20 protein-coding genes and 1 pseudogene are annotated in these 19,473 nt (G+C 68.4%); 6 read left to right on the top strand and 15 right to left on the bottom strand.

The annotated features are described in order from the left end of the window. The first annotated feature begins 43 nt into the window (after nt 1–43). Both ACFYO1_RS10505 and yidC read left to right on the top strand, forming a co-directional pair. Nucleotides 44–343 carry a DUF6412 domain-containing protein gene (locus ACFYO1_RS10505; protein WP_378722261.1) on the top strand — a complete coding sequence of 100 codons (300 nt, stop codon included), beginning with the start codon at nt 44–46 and terminating at the stop codon, nt 341–343. Between the two features lie 93 nt (nt 344–436). Beyond that, nucleotides 437–1,528, top strand: coding sequence for a membrane protein insertase YidC (yidC, locus tag ACFYO1_RS10500; protein ID WP_387229136.1), 1,092 nt, complete (start codon nt 437–439; stop codon nt 1,526–1,528). Between the two features lie 49 nt (nt 1,529–1,577). Here yidC and ACFYO1_RS10495 read toward each other — a convergent pair whose 3' ends face one another. The 5 genes from ACFYO1_RS10495 to ACFYO1_RS10475 all read right to left on the bottom strand — a co-directional run bounded on the left by ACFYO1_RS10495 (nt 1,578) and on the right by ACFYO1_RS10475 (nt 3,702). Continuing rightward, nucleotides 1,578–1,808 (bottom strand): hypothetical protein, encoded by a 231-nt coding sequence (locus tag ACFYO1_RS10495; RefSeq protein ID WP_387229134.1) that lies wholly within the window; start codon nt 1,806–1,808, stop codon nt 1,578–1,580. A 144-nt stretch (nt 1,809–1,952) separates the two neighbouring features. Continuing rightward, the gene (locus tag ACFYO1_RS10490; protein WP_387229132.1) at nt 1,953–2,396 is read right to left on the bottom strand and encodes an SRPBCC domain-containing protein; all 444 of its coding nucleotides are present in this window, start codon (nt 2,394–2,396) and stop codon (nt 1,953–1,955) included. A gap of 2 nt (nt 2,397–2,398) precedes the next feature. After that, nucleotides 2,399–2,740, bottom strand: a complete 342-nt coding sequence (locus ACFYO1_RS10485; protein WP_387229130.1) for an ArsR/SmtB family transcription factor — start codon at nt 2,738–2,740, stop codon at nt 2,399–2,401. 104 nt (nt 2,741–2,844) lie between these two features. Beyond that, nucleotides 2,845–3,225: a VOC family protein gene (locus ACFYO1_RS10480; protein ID WP_387229128.1), complete on the bottom strand. Its 381-nt coding sequence runs from the start codon at nt 3,223–3,225 to the stop codon at nt 2,845–2,847. Between the two features lie 93 nt (nt 3,226–3,318). Beyond that, complete coding sequence (locus tag ACFYO1_RS10475) at nt 3,319–3,702, bottom strand: nitroreductase family deazaflavin-dependent oxidoreductase (protein WP_387229126.1); 384 nt, start codon at nt 3,700–3,702, stop codon at nt 3,319–3,321. A gap of 91 nt (nt 3,703–3,793) precedes the next feature. Here ACFYO1_RS10475 and ACFYO1_RS10470 point away from each other — a divergent pair, with 91 nt between their 5' ends. Continuing rightward, entirely contained in the window at nt 3,794–4,300 is a 507-nt protein-coding gene (locus tag ACFYO1_RS10470; RefSeq protein WP_387231825.1) for an NUDIX domain-containing protein, read from the top strand. A 144-nt stretch (nt 4,301–4,444) separates the two neighbouring features. Here ACFYO1_RS10470 and ACFYO1_RS10465 read toward each other — a convergent pair whose 3' ends face one another. Then, nucleotides 4,445–5,125: a TIGR00266 family protein gene (locus tag ACFYO1_RS10465; RefSeq protein ID WP_150404576.1), complete on the bottom strand. Its 681-nt coding sequence runs from the start codon at nt 5,123–5,125 to the stop codon at nt 4,445–4,447. 62 nt (nt 5,126–5,187) lie between these two features. Further along, complete coding sequence (locus ACFYO1_RS10460; protein WP_387229124.1) at nt 5,188–5,556, bottom strand: arsenate reductase family protein; 369 nt, start codon at nt 5,554–5,556, stop codon at nt 5,188–5,190. Between the two features lie 91 nt (nt 5,557–5,647). Here ACFYO1_RS10460 and ACFYO1_RS10455 point away from each other — a divergent pair, with 91 nt between their 5' ends. Then, a complete protein-coding gene (locus ACFYO1_RS10455; RefSeq protein ID WP_387229121.1) occupies nt 5,648–7,129 on the top strand; it encodes a bifunctional phosphatase PAP2/diacylglycerol kinase family protein in 1,482 nt (493 codons plus the stop codon). 151 nt (nt 7,130–7,280) lie between these two features. On the opposite strand, the gene ACFYO1_RS10450 is transcribed toward ACFYO1_RS10455, so the two are convergent. From ACFYO1_RS10450 to ACFYO1_RS10420, 7 genes are all read right to left on the bottom strand, one after another. After that, complete coding sequence (locus tag ACFYO1_RS10450; RefSeq protein WP_387229118.1) at nt 7,281–8,423, bottom strand: ABC transporter substrate-binding protein; 1,143 nt, start codon at nt 8,421–8,423, stop codon at nt 7,281–7,283. Then, entirely contained in the window at nt 8,420–9,205 is a 786-nt protein-coding gene (locus ACFYO1_RS10445) for an ABC transporter permease (protein ID WP_387229116.1), read from the bottom strand. The genes ACFYO1_RS10450 and ACFYO1_RS10445 overlap by 4 nt, the downstream gene beginning before the upstream one ends. Further along, the gene (locus ACFYO1_RS10440; RefSeq protein WP_387229114.1) at nt 9,205–10,107 is read right to left on the bottom strand and encodes an ABC transporter ATP-binding protein; all 903 of its coding nucleotides are present in this window, start codon (nt 10,105–10,107) and stop codon (nt 9,205–9,207) included. The genes ACFYO1_RS10445 and ACFYO1_RS10440 overlap by 1 nt, the downstream gene beginning before the upstream one ends. Nucleotides 10,108–10,198: 91 nt before the next feature. Continuing rightward, nucleotides 10,199–11,080, bottom strand: coding sequence for an ABC transporter permease (locus ACFYO1_RS10435; RefSeq protein WP_387229111.1), 882 nt, complete (start codon nt 11,078–11,080; stop codon nt 10,199–10,201). 286 nt (nt 11,081–11,366) lie between these two features. Continuing rightward, complete coding sequence (locus tag ACFYO1_RS10430; RefSeq protein ID WP_387229109.1) at nt 11,367–12,401, bottom strand: TIGR03842 family LLM class F420-dependent oxidoreductase; 1,035 nt, start codon at nt 12,399–12,401, stop codon at nt 11,367–11,369. Nucleotides 12,402–12,440: 39 nt separating this feature from the next. Beyond that, complete coding sequence (hydA, locus tag ACFYO1_RS10425) at nt 12,441–13,862, bottom strand: dihydropyrimidinase (RefSeq protein WP_387229107.1); 1,422 nt, start codon at nt 13,860–13,862, stop codon at nt 12,441–12,443. A 12-nt stretch (nt 13,863–13,874) separates the two neighbouring features. Then, nucleotides 13,875–14,711 (bottom strand): nitrilase-related carbon-nitrogen hydrolase, encoded by an 837-nt coding sequence (locus tag ACFYO1_RS10420; RefSeq protein ID WP_387229104.1) that lies wholly within the window; start codon nt 14,709–14,711, stop codon nt 13,875–13,877. A 242-nt stretch (nt 14,712–14,953) separates the two neighbouring features. On the opposite strand from ACFYO1_RS10420, the gene ACFYO1_RS10415 reads away from it, so the two are divergent. Both ACFYO1_RS10415 and ACFYO1_RS10410 read left to right on the top strand, forming a co-directional pair. Further along, complete coding sequence (locus ACFYO1_RS10415; RefSeq protein ID WP_387229102.1) at nt 14,954–16,375, top strand: PLP-dependent aminotransferase family protein; 1,422 nt, start codon at nt 14,954–14,956, stop codon at nt 16,373–16,375. A 187-nt stretch (nt 16,376–16,562) separates the two neighbouring features. Beyond that, nucleotides 16,563–17,291 (top strand): peptidylprolyl isomerase, encoded by a 729-nt coding sequence (locus ACFYO1_RS10410; protein ID WP_387229100.1) that lies wholly within the window; start codon nt 16,563–16,565, stop codon nt 17,289–17,291. Here the strand turns inward: ACFYO1_RS10410 and ACFYO1_RS10405 are convergent. Further along, a pseudogene (locus ACFYO1_RS10405) lies at nt 17,288–19,283 on the bottom strand (CocE/NonD family hydrolase). The gene ACFYO1_RS10410 and the pseudogene ACFYO1_RS10405 overlap by 4 nt on opposite strands. Nucleotides 19,284–19,473 lie beyond the last annotated feature (190 nt).

The raw sequence follows: 19,473 nt of genomic DNA, 5'->3' as shown, positions 1-19,473 counted from the left end.
GATGACGGGGCACTGTCGCGCTCGGAGCCAGTATGCTCAGAAGATGATCTCGCGGGCTCGGCTGATGGCGTATGCGGTTGTCGCATTCGTGCTGCCCGCGCTCGTGCTCTTCGCGATACCGGCGGGTGAGCCCGGCTCGGTGGCCGTGGTCGGTGTGGTGGCCGCGTCGCTGTTCGTCGCACTGGCCACCCTGCACACCGCCGCCGCGCTGCCGCTGGTCCAGGTCGGTTCCGGGCCGCCACCGTCCGCCCAGCGGCGCCGACGTGGCTCGTTCCTGCGCCAGAGCAATCCGGACACCCCGGGCCGTCCGCGCCCACGAGCACCAGGGTTCGCGACCGCCTGACGACAGCCTCCGCAGCCGCGGGGCGTCGTCGGCGTTGTCGTCGACCCCTTCCGTTCTCGTGCGCGCACGCACGCCCACAGTCAGGTGCTGTCCATGCTCGACTTCGTCTATTACCCGGTGTCCGCCATTCTCTGGGTCTGGCACTACCTCTTCGCCGCCGCCTTCGGACCCGCCAGCGGTCTCGCCTGGGTGCTCTCGGTGATATTTCTCGTACTCACTCTCCGCGCCGTCCTTTTTGTACCTTTCCTGAAACAAGCGCGCACCCAAGCAATTGTCAAAAAATTGCAACCCGAAGTTTCCAGACTGAAACAAAAATACAAGAATGATCGCGCGCTGCAGGCGAAGGAAATGCAGAAGCTGTACAAAGCGAACGGCATCAATAGCTTCGCGACACTGATTCCGATGATCGGTCAGGTTTTCGTATTCATCGGCCTGTTCCATGTGCTGCGCTCGTTCGATCGCACCGCGGGCCTCAGCCACCTGCCGTTCCAGGCCACCCCGACCCCGATGACGCCGGAGCAGAACGCCGCGACGCCCAACTACGTGTTCAGCGCCACCGACGTGCAGTCGTTCCTGCACGCCAAGCTGTTCGGCGCCCCGCTGTCGGCCATCCTCGGCGGGTCGGGCGATCTCCTGGCAACGGTCGCGGCCGTGGCCATCCCGTTGATGCTGATCGCCGCTGTCGCAACGCATTTCACCGCGCGGGCGTCGCTGAACCGACAGGAAGCCAGCCAGATTCCGCTGATGCGCCCGCTGAGCCTGTGGGCCTTCCCGGCGTTCGCGCTGATCGGCGGCGCGCTGGTGCCGGTGGCGATCCTGCTCTACTTCGTCACGAACAACGCGTGGACATTGGCCCAACAGCACTTCGTGTACCACCGCCTCGATGCCGAGGCCGCGGCGGAGGTGGCGCGGGTCGCGGCGGCTCGTGCCGAGTCGGCGCCCAAGCCGGGGGCGAAGCCCCAGCGAGCGCCGTCGACGCCCAAGCCCGGTGCCAAGCCGGTCCGTGCGCAGTCCGGCGCGAAACCGGTTCATGCGCAGTCGGTGCCGAAACCGGGCACCGAGGTGGTGCACGCAGAGTCGGTGTCGAAACCTGATCGCACCCGGTCGACGTCGAAGTCCAGGGCAAAGTCGGCGCACGCGAGTTCCGCGTCGAAGCCAGGCGGCAAGCCGGCCCGGCGTCGGTGAGGCACTGATCGGGGCGGGACCGACGACGCGGTCCCGCCCCGGCCCTCGACTACCGGTAAGTGATGACAGCCTTCTTGTTCGAACCGTCCGGCAGGCACTGTGCCGTGACGGCGCCCTTATGCCGCGCGTCATCGGTGAGCTTGAGGCATTCGCTCAGCGACAGCCCAGGATGTACCTGGGTCTGCGGCGCGGCGGCCGTCGCCGGACCCGCCGCGATCAGCGTGGCGAGGCCGCTCGCCGCGAGCACCACGAACCCCATTGCGGCAGTTTTCTTCACCATGATTCCCTCCCGTTTCCCTGCGCGTCTCCCCGTTCGGACGAGGCAGCGTTTCCCTCGCAAGATCATCGCCGACGCGCCAGGACTGTATCGCGAGGCACCGACAGCTTTGCCCGACAAGATGATTCGGGGTCGAGCGGCGACCCTTCACAGCGCGTCGAGCGCCTTGCCCAGGTTGCGCGCGACAGTCGGCCAGCCGCCGCCCATCATCCGGCGGGACAGTTGCTGCATCGGATCGTCCGGATCGAATCCGCTGTGCCGCAGCAATACTCGGGTGCCGCGCCCCTCCGGTCGCAAGCTCCAGGTGATCCGCCAGTCGGCGGGATTCTCGGCGGCGGCATCCGCCCAGCTGATCTGCAAGCGCTCGGCCTCGATCACCTCGAGCACCTCGCAGGCGACCTCGCCGGAGAAGTTCACCGCGGGAATCGGCTTGGCGCGCATGCTGAATCGGCAGCCGAGCACCGGTTCGAAGCCGTCCGGCTCCATCAGCCAGCGGCCCATCAATTCCGGGGTGGTCAGCGCCCGCCACACCTTCGCCGGCGGATGCGGGTAGAACTGGTCGACCTCGACCGCCGTCAGGTCGTCGCTCATGGTCACGTCCCGTCGTCCATCTCGTCGAGTACCTTGCCGAGCTCGGTCAAGCTGTCCCGCCAGTACCGCTCGTACGGGTTGAGCCAGTCGCGCAGCGCGAGCAACGGGTCCGCCGCGAGCCGGTAGTAGCGGAACCGCCCCTGCTTCTCCTCGGTGACCAGCCCGCAGTCGCGCAATACCTTCAGATGCTCGGACACGCTGGGTCGCGCCATGTCGAAGCGTTCGGCGATGGCCTGGACGGTCTGCTCGCCGTCGAGCAGTCCGTCCAGGATGTCCCGGCGGGTCGGGTTGGCCAGCGCGCCGAACAACAGGTCGACCGTGCTGGCTTTGGTTCGCTGCGGCATGTTCGCTTCCCGAAGATCGATCAGCACCGGCGGAACAGGACACACGCGGCCGGTGCGCACCGCCGACAATACCGAGGCGCCCCGCCGCGGCCGCGACCACGGGGTTACCGCTGCCAGTCCTGCGCCGGCGGCGCTTGCAGCACAAAGGAATTGCCGTCCGGATCGGCGAACGTGGCCTGCCGCCCCCACGGCAACTCGTCCGGCCCGTCGACCTCCGCCCCCGCATCCCGAAGCCGGGCAACGGCAGCGTCCACATCGTCACTACCCAGAATCACCCCGGCCAGCCCGCCCGCACTCGCCCCCGGGAACGGCTTGTGCAACACGATCGAAGTCCCCTCGCCCCCCGGCACAACCTCGAGCCACCGATTACCACCCACCACCCGATCGGCGCGCACCGCAAACCCCAGCACCGACGCATAGAACTCCTTGGCTTTGTCCTGGTCAGCCACGAAAGCAGTAATAGTGTTGATCCGATTGATCGTCATACCCCGACTATAGGTAGGATTTTTCCTACCTGTCAACCGCACCGGTCAGCGGCACGAGGCAAGATCGCGGCCGCCGAATTCAGGGTCGAACTGCTAGTCGGCCGCGGGACGCGCTTCGACGTAGTACTCGACGGACAGCGCCTTCAGCCAGGGGCGGACCGGGGCGGGGGCCCACCGGGCCGAAGGGTCTTGCTGGACAGCGGGGTTCGTCAGGGCGAGGGTTCGGCCGCGCGTGTGTAGCGTGAAATCGCCTGCGGCGCTGATGTTTTTGAGCCAGTCGACGTTGCGGCCGTAGGTCAGTGCGATGCGGTAGACGCCGTCGCGGTGGAACACCGCGACCGGGGTTCGGTACTCGCGGCCGGACTTTCGGCCGCGGTGCTGGACGAGGGCGAAGCCGGGGGTGCGGCCGGCGAGCAGGGCCGCCGCGGGATTGGTGGCATGCCGGTTGAATTTCGCCAGTGCGCGGGGAAGCACCATCGGCGCGATCCTCTCTCGAGTCTGCGAGCGACCCTAACGCTACTCTCGACCGGTGTCAGCGCAGCCGGAACCAGTGCAGCAGAAGTCCGAGATGATCGCCGTCTACGACGCGGCGGGCCGGGTGGTCGGCGCCGCCGACCGGGCTGCGGTCTACCGCGACGGATTGTGGCACGCCAGTGCCGGTGTGCTGCTGCGATCCGGTGATGGTGAGCGGATCTACGTGCATCGCCGCACCGACACCAAGATGGTCTTCGCCGGCCTGCACGACTGCTTGGCCGGCGGGGTGATCGACCCGGGCGAATCACCGGAGGAGACCGCCGTCCGGGAGTTGGCCGAAGAACTCGGCATCACCCTGACCGGTGCCGATGCGCTACGACCTGCGGCCACGGCGGCCTGGGATGGACAGTGGCAGGGCCGCCCCATGCGCTGCCACCTCTTCGCTTACGAACTGCGCTACGACGGACCGATCCGCCACCAGCCCGAGGAGATCGCCGACGGCTGGTGGTGGACGGACGCGGAATTGCGTGCCCACCTGGCAGACCCGGATTGGCCCTTCGTGCCGGACACCCGGGTACTCGTCGGCGATCTTCTCACCTGAGCGCTACCCCCGGACGCTCGTCTTACTCAACTACGCGGTCAAGCCGCGCTGCCGCTCCCCAGGGACAGCAGGGTGGTGGCGATGTTGGCAAAAACTTCGAGCAATTCCATGGTTCTCCGTAAGTCGGGTAGATCGATGGGGCGATTACCCGGAGGAGGCTACCGAACTCGCCCACGCGGCGAAAGCGCCAGGATTTCTGGTCTGCAGCAGCACCCGCCCCGGCCCGACGAAGTCGAAAACGAAACCCTCGCCGGACTTCAGCGACTGGATGGACCGCCCGACCACCGCGCGCCGGATGGTGAAGTTCATCGCCAGGTCGTAGGCCACCACGTGCCCGGTGTCGATGGTGATCGGCTCCCCCGGTTGCAGATCGATGACGTCGATCGCGCCGAACACACCGACCACGATCTCGCCCTCGCCGTGCGCGCGCAGGCCGAACCCGCCCTCGCCGCCGAACAGGTTCGCGAACCCGCCCCACTTGCTTTCCACCTGCACGCCATGGGAATTCGCGATCCAGCCGCCGCGGCTGATGAAGAACGGGCGGTCCTGGGTGATCTGCAGATTCAGCATGTCGCCGGGCAGCGCGGGCGCGACGTCCACCCAGCCGCCCTGCTGCGGCGCGGTGAACGTGGAGACGAAGAACGATTCGCCGGCCAGCACCGAGCGCTTCAGCCCGGCCAGGATGCCGCCTTCGGCCTTGGCCGCCAACGTGACTCCCGCCGAATGGGCGACCATGGCGCCACTCTCGACCCGCATCGGCTCGCCGCCGGCGAGGAAGCAGCGCGCGATGGTGGACGCCGGGTTGTGGCGCAGTTGTACCTTCATGAAAGCCGACCCTACCGCCTGATTCGCGGCGGCAGGGACACCACTATCGGGGTCCTCACGGGCTATTCCAGCGACCGCAACGCGGCGTCGTCGCGCGCCACGACCGCGCCGCCGTCCGCGGTCAGCACGATGGGCCGCTGGATCAGCCGCGGATGTTCGGCCAGCGCCTCGATCCACCGGTCCCGATCGGCGGGCGTGCGACCCCACGTGGACATCCCTAGGTCCTTGGCGATCTGCTCGCCGGTGCGGGTGATGTCCCACGGCTCGGCGTCCAGCCGCCGCAGCACGTCCCGGAGTTCGCCGGCGGTCGGCGGCGCGTCGAGGTAGCGCCGCACCGAGTACTCCACGCCGGCCTCGTCCAGGAACTTGGTGGCGGTGCGGCTCTTCGAGCACTGCGGGTTGTGCCAGATCTCCGTCGGCCCAGATGTCATGGGAGCAGCGTACCGAGGGGCATTCGCGCCACGGCCGACAAAGCGGCCGCGACACCGTTTGATTGTCCGCCGGCTGGATAAGCTCGATTCGATGCGTAAACGACTCCGTACTATCAACGCCTTCGACCGCCGCCTGGTGCAGCGCACCGCCCGCCTGCGGCCGACGCCCGCCGACCAGATGCTGCGCTCACTCAGCCTGAGCGCCAACCACAGTCGCCTCTGGATGGGCATCGCCGCCGTCCTGTTCGTGGCGGGCGGACGGGCCCAGCGGCGCGGCGCGGTGCGCGGTCTCGCGGCGGTGAGCCTGGCCAGCGGCGTCGCGAACGGGGTCGCCAAGCCGCTGTTCCCGCGCCGGCGCCCGCCGGTCGAGGCGGTGCCGCTGCTGCGGCGGCTGGTCAAACCGCCGGTGTCGTCGTCGTTCCCGTCCGGTCACGCGGCGTCGGCGGCGGCGTTCACCACCGCGGTCGCGCTGGAGTCGCCCGGTACCGCCGCGGTGATCGCACCGCTCGCGGTCGCGGTGGCCTACTCGCGGGTGCACATCGGCGTGCACTGGCCCTCCGACGTGGTGGCCGGGGCGGCGCTCGGTTCCGGGGTCGCGCTGGCGACCAGGCGGTGGTGGGCGGTGCGTGACGACGAACCCGCCACGCTGGGCCCGTCGAAGCGCACGGAACCGCTGCCCCAGGGGCGCGGGCTGCTGTTCGTGGTCAACCCGTCCTCGGGCACCGACGACGGCGGCGAACTGGCGGACCTGCTGCGCGGTCGGCTGCCCGAAGCGCAGATCCTCGAACTCGAGGGCGATATCGACCTCGCCGCCGAGCTCGACACGCGAGTGCAGGGCGGCGATGTCGCGGCGCTCGGCGTGCTCGGCGGCGACGGAACCGTATCGACCGTCGCGGAAGCCGCTGTGCGCCACAACCTTCCGCTGGCGGTGTTCGCCGGCGGGACGCTCAACCACTTCGCCCGCGACATCGGGGTGGAGGATCCGGCGACGACCCTGGCCGCCCTCGATTCGGGTCAGCTGGTGCTGGTCGACACGGCCCGGGTGCGGTTGGACGACGCCGCAGAACGCACCTTCATCAACACCGCCAGCCTGGGCGGCTACCCCGACTTCGTCCGCCTGCGCGAGCGCTGGGAACGCCGGATCGGCAAGTGGCCCGCGGCCGGTATCGCCATGCTGTGCGTGCTGTTCCGCGCGCAACCCCTGCACGCCACGCTCGACGGCAAGCACAGCGCCCTGTGGATGCTGTTCCTCGGCAACGGCGCATACCACCCGGCCGACCAGATCCCGATGTCCCGTCCGCGCATCCACGACGGCACCCTCGATGTCCGCTATCTCCGCGCCGACCTTCGCTTCTCCCGCCTCCGGCTGATCTTCGCCACCTTCACCGGCACGCTGAACCGCTCGGACACCTACGTCCATCAGCGCGTCGGACGCCTGAACGTCCAGGTAGACGGCGCCCCGGTCTCGCTGGCCACCGACGGCGAGGTCAACCACACGGCCGAGCGATTGGACTTCGCCAGCCAACCCGCCTCACTGGCCGTGTTCCGCGAACTCGACGCCGACGAGCAGTGACCTCGGCGGCCATACTGCACCGCCCAGGCCGATTTGTATCAGTCGTGGCAGCAGGGTGGCGTGGTCATCGCGCTCACTCCACGCTGAGGCCCCGCGAGACGATCGATCGCGGGGCCCCCTCGTGGCGGCGGCGGTCAGTGATCGCGCACGCTCACTTACCTCCTTCGGCCAGGGTGACCTGCTTCGGCGCGTAGCCGGTGCCGGTCACGTCGACGCCGGCGGCCATCAGCTGTTCCAGCGCCTTCATCACGTAGTCGCTGCTGTAGGCGCTCGCGTCGGGATCCTTCTTCAATACCGTTGCGCCTTCTTGGTTCTTGGTGTCCTTGGCGATCTTCACGGTCCGGTTCCAGGCCGTGCTGTCGACCATGCCGATGCCCGCCGGCGACGGCCAGATCAGCTTGTTCACCTCGTTGATCTGCCACTGCTGATGGGAGGCGCCGAGCGTGCTGCCCGCGGCGACGGTGATGTCGCGGCACTTGTCCACGTTGTCCCGGCAGAAGATCCAGCCCTTGAGCGAGGCGGCGATGAACTTCACCGTCTGCTCTTGATATTTGGCGTCCTTCAGCTTCTCGGTGTTGGCCCAGATCGCGTCCTGGAGCATCGCGACGCCCTCGGCGTTCCAGTCGATGGTCGCGAAATCATCTGCCGTGTACAGCTTTCCGGTGGCCGGGTTCTTCGTCTCCAGCAGCTGTGCGTACTCGTTGTAGGACATGGCCTGCGCCGCGGTGATGTCCTTGCTCAGGAAGGCGTTCATGTCGAACTGCTGCTGCACCAGCTTGACGTCCTTGGCCGGGTCGAGGCCCGCCTTGGTCATGCCGGCGAACAGCTCGAATTCGTTGCCGTAGCCCCAGTTTCCGACCGTCTTGCCGCGCAGCGCGGCGGCGTCGGGGATGTTCTCCGACTTGAACGACACCTGCTTGGTGCCGGAGCGCTGGAAGATCTGCGCCACATCGGTGATGCCCGCGCCCGCCTCCCGGGAGGCCAGCGCCTTCGGCACCCAGGCGACGGCGTAGTCGGCCTGCCCCTGCGCGAGCACGGTCTGCGGGACGATATCGGTTCCGCCGTCGAGGATGTCGACGGACAATCCCTGTTCCTTGTAGAAACCCTGGTCGGCCGCGGCCAGATAGCCCGCGAACTGTCCCTGTTTGAACCATTGCAGCTGCAACTTGACCTTGGTGAGCCCGTCGGCGGTGGTGCCGGACCCGCCGTCGGTGGTGCTGCAACCGGTCAGCGCGGCCGCGACCAGCGCGGCGAGCGCCAGACCGGTACGGAATCGCTTGGGGGACTTCATCATCTAGCTCTCCAGAGGGTGGTGCGGGGTCTGCGGGTGAGTTGTTCGAGGAGTAGGACGGCGGCGAGGAACAGCAGGCCGACGAGCACGGCGCCCGCCACATAGGCCCAGGCCCTCGGATAGGCGGTGTTGGCGGCGGCGGAGGTGATGCGGCTGCCCAGACCGTTCTGCAACCCGCCGAAATATTCGGCGATAATAGCGGCGATCACCGCGCCGGGCGCGGCAATGCGCAGCCCGGTGAACAGGTACGGCAGCGCCGCGGGCAGCCGGACGGTGCGGGTGATCTGCCAGCCGCCCGCCGCGTACGAGGTCATCAGGTCGGTATGAACCTGCGGGACCTGGCGCAGACCCCGGGCGGTGCTGACGAACATCGGGAAGAACACGACGATGGTGACCACCATCCGGCGCGGAGTGTCCGTCGTGGTCGAGTACATCGAATTCAGCAGGGGCGCAAGGGCAACGATCGGCACCGCGGCCGCCGCGGCGGACAGTGGCGTGAGCAATCCCTCGACCAGATGGAACCGCACGGCCAGCATCGCCGCGGCGATGCCGAGCACCGCGCCGACCAGCAGCCCGATCAGCGCATTGGTCCCGGTGGCGGTCGCGGCGTCGGCGATGCGGCCGAAGTTCTCGGTGAACTCGCTCGCGATCGCGGTGGGCGCGGGAAGCAGGAACGAGGGCACCCCGGCGACGACGGTGAGCACCTGCCACAGCGCCAGCCCGCCGACGCCGAACAGCAAGGGCGGCAACACGGTTCGCCACGGCAGCGGCGATTTCCCGGACATCACACCTCCCGGCCGGCGAGCGGATCGCCGTGGCCGCCGCGCAACGCCGCACGGACGGCGGCCACCGCCTCGAAGAACTCCGGGCTGGACCGCACGTCGTCGCCGGCCTCGGCGGCGTCGCGCCTGCCCCAGCCGCCGGTCGGCACGATCTCGGCGATCCGCCCCGGCCGCGGCGACATGACGACCACGCGGTCGGACAGGAACACCGCCTCCGGGATCGAGTGCGTCACGAAGACCACGGCGGCGCCGGTCTCCCCCGCGATGCGCAGCAGCTCGCCCTGCATTCGTTCGCGGGTCATCTCGTCGAGCGCGCCGAACGGTTCGTCCATCAGCAGCAGCGAGGGTTTGGGCGCCAGCGCGCGGACGATCGCGACCCGCTGCTGCATGCCGCCGGACAATTCGGCGGGATAGCGGGTGGCGAAGTCGGTCAGCCCGGCCAGCTCGAGCAGTTCCGCGCTGCGCGCGCGGCGTTCACGCTTGGGCACCTTGTGCAGTTCCAGGGGCAGTTCGACATTCGCCCGCACCGTGCGCCAGTCGAGCAGCCCGGACTGCTGGAAGGCGATTCCGTAGTCCTGGTCGATCCGGGCACGGCGCGCGGTCTTGCCGTGCACCGTGACGGTGCCGCCGGTCGGCTGCTCGAGGTCGGCGATGATGCGCAGCAGGGTCGACTTGCCGCAGCCGGAAGGGCCGATCAGCGAGACGAATTCGCCCGCGGCGACGGTCAGCGAGACCTCGGACAGCGCGGTGACCGACCCGGCGGCGTAGATCTTGCCCACGTCCGCGAGTTCCACCGCGGCGAGGCGCTCGGCGGCCGGCTCGGCGAGGTCGGCACCCGACTGCCCGGCCGCCGAATCCGGCTCCGATGTCGCCGTGGCGACGGCCGGTTGTACTTTGGCGGTCAACGGATACCTCCTGAAAAGCTGCCCGCGGCGTGCGGCGGACGGTCGTAACAGTGCGTGGATTCGATGGTCTGGGTGGCCGGGGCGCGGTCGATCACGAGGTTCCGACCGGCGAGCGCGATACGCCCGCGGGCCTGCTGTAGCGACGCAACGCCAGTTCGGCGAGTCCGACGACGGCGGTGACCGCTACGCCGAGCAGGGCGGCGGCGAGGACGGCGGCGTAGAGCCGGGAGGCGTCTCCGGTGGCCTGCTGGGCGAAAACGATTATCTGGCGGCCGATTCCACCTGCCGTGCCGGTGGAGATCTCCGCGACCACCGCGCCGATCACCGAGGCCGCGGCGGCCAAGCGCAAGGCGGGCAGGAAGTGCGGGACGGCGGAGGGAAACCGCAAGTGCACCAGCGTTTCCCACCAGCTCGCCGAGTAACTGTGCAGCAGTTCGACCGACGCCTTCGACGGCGCCTGCAACCCGCGCAGCATGCCGACAGCCACCGGGAAGAACGCGAGGTAGGACGCGATCACCGCGATGCTCATCCACGGCCGCCACGGCGCACCGGCGATCACGATCTTGCCGCCCCACCCGGCCACCAGCGGGGCCAGCGCGATCAACGGAACCGTTTGCGACACAATGATGTACGGCAACAGCCCGCGTTCGACCCAGCCGAAGCGCTGCATGAGAATCGCCAGCGCCACGCCGACCACGGTGCCGATGAGCAGCGCGAGCAAGGCCAGTCCGAAGGTGAATCCAGCTGTCCTGAGCAAGGTTTCACCGACGGTGCCGGAGTTGTCCCGCTCGCCGAGCACCGTCACCACCGACCACACATGGGGCAGCGCGCCGTCGCCGGTGCGGGGCAGGATCCGCTGGTCGCCGATGCTCACACCCCGTTCCGGAACAGCAAACTTCACCAGCTCCCACACCGCGAGCACCAGCACCAAAACCCCCACCGCGTAACCCACCCGGACCGCCCGAACCCTCACCTCCCTTCCCCCTGCCGCATGCCCGGCCGCCGCGCACCGCTTCGCGAGCCACGCACGAATCCGCCCGCAATCCCGTGCGCAGCCACACGATCCACGCGCGTCGGCCGCCGACGCTCCATACCCACCCGCGGCGCACCGCTTCGCGAGCCACGCACGAGATCGCCTGCAATCGCTTGCGCGGCAGCATGATTTGCACGCGTCGACGACCGGGTAGCGGCTCGGTGCGGGCCGAACTCGATCAGCGCCAACGCCGTCGCCGCGAGGATTCCCAGGATCAGCGCCGTCATCACGCGCCCTCCGTCGCGGTGACGGGGTGCGCCAGCCGGGGCAGCACCGATTCCCCGTACGCCTCGAGCGTCGCGGATTTCGCGTCGTGCTGCAGGTAGACCGCGAACTGGTCCACCCCGAGCGTCTCCAGTTCCCGCAGCCGGGCGAGCTGGTCGTCGGGCGTGCCGATCAGGCAGAACCGATCCACGATGGTGTCGGGGACGAAGTCCGCGTGCGTATTGCCCGCGCGCCCGTGCTGGTTGTAGTCGTAACCCTGCCTGCCCGCGATGTATTCGGTGAGCGCGGCCGGAACATCGCTGCCCGCGCCGTATTTCGCCACGATGTCGGCCACGTGATTGCCGACCATCCCGCCGAACCAGCGGCACTGTTCGCGGGCGTGCGTGAGCGCGGCCGCCGAACCATCGGTGACGTAGGCCGGTGCGGCGACACAGATCCGCACCGAGCCCGGGTCGCGCCCCGCTCGCTCGGCGGCCGACCGGACCCGCGCGATCGTCCACGCGGTGATGTCCGGGTCGGCCAGTTGCAGGATGAACCCGTCGGCGACCTCGCCGGTGAGATCCAGTGCGCGCGGGCCGTATCCGGCCATCCAGACCTCGAGCCGGGACGCCCCGGCCCACGGGAACCGCACAATGGTGTCGCCGACCCTGGCGCTGCGTCCGTTGCCGAGTTCCCGGATCACCTCGATGGATTCGCGCAGGGTGGCGAGGGTGGTCGGCTTGCCGCCGAGCGTGCGCACCGCCGAGTCGCCGCGGCCGATGCCGCACACGGTGCGATTGCCGAACATGTCGTTCAGCGTGGCGAAGGTCGACGCGGTCACCGTCCAGTCCCTGGTGGCCGGGTTGGTCACCATCGGGCCGACGACGACCTTCCTGGTGGCGGCCAGGATCTGGCTGTAGATGACGTAGGGCTCCTGCCACAGCAGATGCGAATCGAAGGTCCAGACGTGCGAGAACCCTTGGGTCTCGGCCTGTCTGGCCAGTTCGACCACCCTGGAGGCGGGAGGTGTGCATTGCAGCACCACACCGATGTCCATGCGGCACTCTCCGTTTCGAGGTCGGAGACAGCTGGGCTGTCAGATCAGGTTCTGCGATAGTTCGCGTTTGACGAACCGGCCGTGCCCGGCGCTGCCGAGATAGTTGCCGTCGTCGATGACCACCCGGCCGCGGGAGAGCACGGTGTCGACGTGGCCGTCGATCTCGAAGCCCTCGTAGGCCGAATAGTCCATGTTCATGTGATGGGTCTTGCCGAGGCCGATGCTGGTGTGCCCGTTCGGGTCGTAGATCACGATGTCGGCGTCGGCACCCGGACTGATCACGCCCTTGCGCGGATACATGCCGAACATGCGCGCCGGTGTCGTGCAGCAGACCTCGACCCAGCGTTCGAGCGAGATCTGCCCGCTCTTGACGCCCTGGAACATCAGGTCCATGCGGTGCTCGACGCCGCCGATTCCGTTCGGGATCTTACTGAAATCGCCGATGCCCATTTCCTTTTGGTCCTTCATGCAGAACGGGCAGTGGTCGGTGCTGACCGTGGTCACGTCGCCGGTGCGCAGGTAGCGCCACAGCTCGTCCTGATGCCCCTCGGCGCGCGAGCGCAGCGGCGTCGAGCAGACCCACTTGGCGCCCTCGAAACCCGGTGCGCCCAGCTGCTCTTCGAGCGAGAGATACAGATACTGCGGGCAGGTCTCGCCGAACACGTTCTGGCCGTTGCCCCGTGCGGTGGCGATCTGTTCCAGCGCCTGCTTCGCCGACACGTGCACCACGTACAGCGGCGCACCGGTCAACTGCGCCAGCATGATCGCGCGGTGGGTGGCCTCCTCCTCCATCTGCCACGGCCGGCTGGTCCCGTGGAAGTACGGGGCGGTGTCGCCGCGCGCGATGGCCTGTTCGACCAGAACGTCGATGGCGATCCCGTTCTCCGCGTGCATCATCAGCAGCGCGCCCAGATCGCCGGCCGACTGCATGGCGCGCAGGATCTGGCCGTCGGTGGAGTAGAAGACGCCGGGGTAGGCCATGAACAGCTTGAAGCTGGTGACACCCTCGGACACCAATTCGCTCATGCCCTTGAGGGATTCGTCGTTGACCTCGCCGATGATCTGGTGAAAGCCGTAGTCGATCGCGCACTTGCCCGCGGCCTTCTGGTGCCAGGCGCCGAGCGTGTCCTGCAACCGCTCCCCCGGTGTCTGCACCACGAAGTCGACGATCGTCGTCGTGCCGCCCCAGGCGGCGGCGCGGGTGCCGGTCTCGAAGGTGTCGGACGCCTCGGTGCCGCCGAACGGCATCTGCATGTGCGTATGTCCGTCCACGCCACCGGGAATCACGTACTTCCCGGTCGCGTCGATGACCACCTCGGCGGTCGCGGCGAGGTCCGCGCCGAGGGCCGTGGATCCGGGCTGCACCACGGCGACGATGGTTTCGCCGTCTACCAGCACGTCGAGCAGTTGCGATCCGGTGGCCGAGACCACCGTGCCGCCGTGGATGAAGGTCAGAGTCATGGCGTCGCCGATCTAGGGAGCCACCAGCGGACCGTAGGCATCCGGCCGGCGATCGCGATAGAAGGCCCACCGGTCGCGCACCGTTTTGATCAGGTCCAGATCCAGGTCGCGGATCACCAGCTCGGGATCGGTGTCCGAGGCGACCTCGCCGACGAACTTGCCCTCCGGGTCGACGAAGTAGCTGGTGCCGTAGAAGTCGTCGTCGCCGTACTCCTCGACGCCGACCCGGTTGATCGCGCCGATGTAGTACTCGTTGGCCACCGCGGACGCCGGCTGCTCCAGCTTCCACAGGTAGCCGGACAGGCCGCGCGAGGTCGCGGACGGGTTGAACACGATTTCCGCGCCCGCCAGGCCGAGCGCGCGCCAGCCCTCCGGGAAATGCCGGTCGTAACAGATATAGACGCCGACCTTGCCGACCGCGGTATCGAATACCGGCCAGCCGAGATTGCCCGGCCGGAAGTAGAACTTCTCCCAGAAGCCATTGACGTGCGGAATATGGTGTTTACGGTACTTGCCCAGGTAGCTGCCGTCGGCGTCGATCACCGCGGCGGTGTTGTAGAGCAGGCCCGGTTGCTCCTGCTCGTACACCGGCAGGACCATCACCATGCCCAATTCCTTTGCCAGCGCGGCGAATCGGTCCGTGGTGGGGCCCGGCACCGACTCGGCGTACTCGTAGAACTTCGCGTCCTGCAACTGGCAGAAATAGGGGCCGTAGAACAGCTCCTGGAAGCAGATCACCTTCGCGCCCTGTGCCGCCGCCTGACGGGCGTAATCCTCGTGCGCTTTGATCATGGACTCTTTGTCGCCGGTCCAGTTCGTCTGGACGAGCGCGGCTCGAACGATTCCCATGCTTTGTTATACTTCACTCCGAACCAATTCGGTTGTGTTACAAGATTGCGGAAACAGTTTCGTAGCCGTAAACCTTCCGGCGGGGTCATGGTTCCCGTGCCGCGCCCGACGCAGAATGACCGTGTGACCGAGGCAATCCGAGAGTCAGCAGACGATGCGGGCGGGACACGGTCGACCGCTGCCGGCACGCGGCACCCATGCGCACACCTTGTGACGAGCGTCGGTAGACCTCAGGGGGCACGGTGACGACGGAGCCGGTGGCGACGCCGTGGGTTGCCGCGGACGGGGTGGGGCGGTTCATCGCGGAATTGGCGGATCGGACACCCGCCGGAATCGCGGCGGCGGTCAGCCGGCAGATTCGTTCAGGGGTGTTGACGACCGGGGCCCGGCTGCCCACCGTTCGCGAGGTCGCGCGGGAGTTGAAGGTATCGCCCGCGACGGTGAACCAGGCGTGGCGGGCGCTCGCCGCGGCGGGTGTGATCGTCGCGCGGGGCCGCGCGGGCACCTTCGTCGGCGCACCGGCCAGCCCGGGGACGGTCCATGCCGTCGGCCGATATCAGCGTTTGCATCCGCCGTCCAGCAGTGCCTTTCGGATCGATCTGTCCCGCGGTACCCCCGATCCCGAACTCCTGCCCGATCTCGGTGCGGCACTGCGCGATCTGACCCGCGACGGGGCCAGTGACCTCGCCGCCGACTACCTCGGCGAAGCGGTCCTGCCCGAGCTCGCCACGAAAGTCCGCGCCGACTGGCCCTTTCGGGCCGAACGCATCGCGGTGCTCGACGGCGCGCTCGACGCCGTCGACCGGCTCCTGACCGCGCACATCCGGCTCGGCGACGCGGTGGCGGTCGAAGATCCCTGCTTCCCACCGTTTCTCGACCTGCTCGCCGGTCTGGGCGCGCGCCCCGTCCCGGTCCGGATGGACGAATCCGGCCTGCTGCCCGCCGAACTCGCCCGCGCGGTCACCGACCACGGCGCCACCGCGCTCATCCTGCAACCCCGCGGCCAGAATCCCACCGGCGTCTCGATCACCGCCCGCCGGATCCGCGAGCTGTCCGACATCCTCCTCGACACAACCACTCTCGTCATCGAGGACGACCACTCGGCCGGAATCGCCGCCGCCCCACTACGTTCCCTGGGTAGCCGGCTCCCCCGCCGCACCGTCCACATCCGCTCCTACTCCAAATCGCACGGCGCCGACCTGCGGCTGGCCGTGGCCGGCGGCCCGGCCGACCTGCTCGATCCGGTGGTCGAACGCCGCATGCTCGGCGCGGGCTGGTCCAGCAGGCTGCTGCAACGGGTGCTGCTGAGCATGCTCGACGACGAAACCGCCGGGCATGCCGTCACCACCGCCCGCGCCGAATACCGCAGGCGCTCGGCCGAACTCCGCCGCGCGCTGGCCCGCCGCGGCGTCACCGTCGCGCGCGGCGACGGCATCAACCTCTGGCTCCCGGTCGCGGACGAGAACGCCGCCATGATCTCCCTCGCCGCCGCGGGCATCAAAGCCGCACCGGGCGGCCCGTTCATCGTCGGCGACCCGCCGCCCACCGACCATCTGCGCATCACCATTTCGCCGCTCGCCGACGCCGATCTCGATTGGCTCGCCACCGAACTCGTCGCCGCGACCACCGCCGTGCCCACCTACCGCCGCGTCCGGCGCACCTGAATTCGATCGGTTAGATAGCCTGCGGACATCTATCGGCCACCCGAGGAACCCGTCAGTTATCGACCCGGCAACCTGGTGTTCGATTTCGCGGAGATCGTGACCGTCCCGGCACGCAAACGGCGGCGAGATGGGATGATTCGGCTCGGCATCAGCGGGTGCGCAATCCGAATGAAGGAGATTCCTAGCGGTGAGCAGCGAAGTGCAGGGGCGGCAGTTCGGCAACAGCAAACGTGGACGGCGGTTCGGTCTGCCGCGCGGGGTGCTGCGCGCCGTCGGCGTCGCGGCCGTCGCGGCGGCGCTCGCGGCGTTCGCGTCCGGCGGTGTTTCGGCGAACACGTGGACCGTGCGCACTCAGCAACAGGCCGGGCAATGCGCCGCGCCCGCGGCAGGCGCGGTGACCGCGCGCACCTACCCGGCCCCGGGCCCCGCCACCGAGCCCGGCGCCACCTACTCGGCGACGCTCGACACCTCCTGTGGCGCAATCCAGATCGCGCTCGACCCGCGCGCGCCGCAGACGGTCAACTCGTTCGCGTTCCTGTCCAACGAGCAGTACTTCGACCACACCAAGTGCCACCGCATCACCACCAAGGGCATCTACGTCCTGCAGTGCGGCGATCCGACCGCGCAGGGCACCGGCGGCCCGGGCTACCAGATCCCGGACGAGAACCTGGCCGGCGCCACCTACCCGGCGGGCACCGTCGCGATGGCGAACGCGGGACCGAATACCAATGGCAGCCAGTTCTTCCTGGTCTACCAGGACAGCCCGCTGCCCCCGAGCTACACCCCGTTCGGGCGCATCACCGCCGGGCTCGACGTCCTCCAGGGCGTCGCCGCGGCCGGCACGCGCGACGGTAGCCCGGACGGCATGCCGCGCGACGACGTCGTCCTGAACAAGGTCGAAACCACCAAGATCTAGTTTCTCCCCTCGAGACAATGGCGGCGTCCCCGACGCCGCCATTGTCGTTTCCAGGGGTCGTTCGGCCTATTTGTGCGGGGTGAGGTCGAACGTGGTGGAGCCGTTGTCGCCGGCCGGGATGATCGGCAGGATGACCGACGACGGATGGTCGGGGTCCTTGTAGATGGTTTGGGTCGCCTGCTCGGTGCGGGTGCTCTCGCCGAAGGGTTCGCCGGTGTTCGGGTTCGGCGCGTATTGCGGGTAGTCGCTGCTGGATACGGCGATGCGGATCCGGTCGCCGGCCTTGAACTGATAGCTGGTCGGCCAGATCTTGATCGTGAACTGATAGGGCCGGCCGGGAACGATCGGTGTCGGTGCGGTGAGCGAGTCGCGGAACGACGCGCGGATGATGCCGTTGTTCAAGTTGACCGAAGAACCATCCGGCGCAAGGACTTCCAGGCGCGCGACGAAATCGGTGTCGGGCGCGGTCGAGGAAGCCCACAGTTTCACCGTGGTCGGGCCGGTGAGTTCGGTGTCGGCGGTGAGTGGTTCCGTGTCGTAGGTGAGCACGTCTGAACGTTGTTCCGCCGCGGCCTGATCGAACGGTCCCTGCGGGCCGGTGCCCACGCCGCAGCAGGAATGGCCGCCGAGACTGGGCGCCGGATCGGCCGGGTCGTACAGATAATGGTCGGCGGCGGCCGGTCCGGTCGGCGCCTGCTCGACCAGCTTGCCCGCGCGCCCCCCGACACCGATCGCGCCCGTCCCGTTGAGATAGTAAGTCTCCCAGTGCGTTTGGGGTAGCGGCCAGCCCGGCGCGGTCTTCCAGCGGTTGGCGCCCATCACGTAGTAGTCGACGCGCGGGGTGCCCGCGACACCGTTGTCCGCGCCTTTCAGGAAATGGTCGAACCAGGAGAGCATCAGCTCGTTGATCGGGCTGTCGGCGACCGGCCCGAGCTGGTCCAGGCGTGGGGCGATGGTCGAGGTCGGCCGTCCCCAGCCGAGGTGGTCCCACGGGCCGATGACCAGCCGCTGGTTCTGGCGAGCCGCCGGCGTGCCCCCCTTGTCGACCATGCCGGTGAAATTCTCGATGCCGCCGGAGAGGAACGCGTCGTACCAGCCCTCCATGTCCAGCACCGGGACCTGCACATTCTGGTAGCGCTCGCGGATGCTGCGGTTCTTCCAGGAGTCGGTGTAGGTCGAGTTGCGGATCCAGTCGAAGTACCACGGGGCGACCGCCGGATTGCCCGGCTGCAACGGCGGAAAGTCTTTGTACGGGCGGAAATTCAGCCACTGCGTGGTGTTCTGCATGGCCGTTTGCAGCTGGGCGACGGTGGCGTCGTCGTGGCGCTGCTGGGCCGATTCCAAGCCGATGGTGCCGACCGCCCATGGTTCGACGAAGCCGAGGCGGAATTGGCCGCCCTCGTAGGTCCAGCCGTCGTAGTAGTCGGAGGCGGTGTTGGCCGGGACGATGGCGGCCAGGTGCGGCGGGGTCTCGACCGCGGCCAGCCATTGGGTCGCGCCGATGTAGGACGAGCCGTACATGCCGACTTTGCCGTTGGTGCCGGGTAATTGGGCCGCCCACTCGACGCTGTCGTAGCCGTCGCGCAGATCGTTGTCGAACTCGGTGAAGACGCCGTCCGAGGCGCCGAGGCCTCGAATGTCCTGAATCACAACGAGATAGCAGTGGGAGGCGAACCAGTCCGGGGTCTGGTAGCGCGAGGGTTGCACCTGCGCCGCGGTTTTCCCGTACTGGGTGCGCATCAGGATGACGGGAACCGGATCGGCGGTCGCGGGGCGGTACACGTCCGCGCGCAGGATCTTTCCGTCGCGCATCGCCGCGGGGACGTCGGTCTGTTTGTCGACCGCGCATTTTCCGCGGCCCCCATTCGGCGGCCAGGTTCCCGCCGGTGCGGGTGCCGCGGTCGGCGCGCCGTTCGTGTCGGAACTCGAGGTGCACCCGCCGACCAGCACCCCCACACATAACACCGCCGTGAGCAGGCGACCGAGACCCATTCCGTGAGCAGACAAGCTGACACACCTCCCAGGAGAGGCGCAGAACGGACACTCGACGCGTGTCACCCGGCCGTGCGAACGCCTCTGTCGAGAAAATGCTACCAAGATCCGGTAGCAACGTCCTATGAATGCGCACGGCCCTCGGTGCTTCGCGAAATCAGTTGAGCGGCTGCCCGTTCAGGAAGTAGAC

The organism is Nocardia sp. NPDC006044, assembly GCF_042871115.1.
Lineage (GTDB): Bacteria > Actinomycetota > Actinomycetes > Mycobacteriales > Mycobacteriaceae > Nocardia.
The sequence above is the reverse complement of the archived record's forward strand: the minus strand, read 5'-3'. Positions and strand labels throughout refer to the sequence as shown.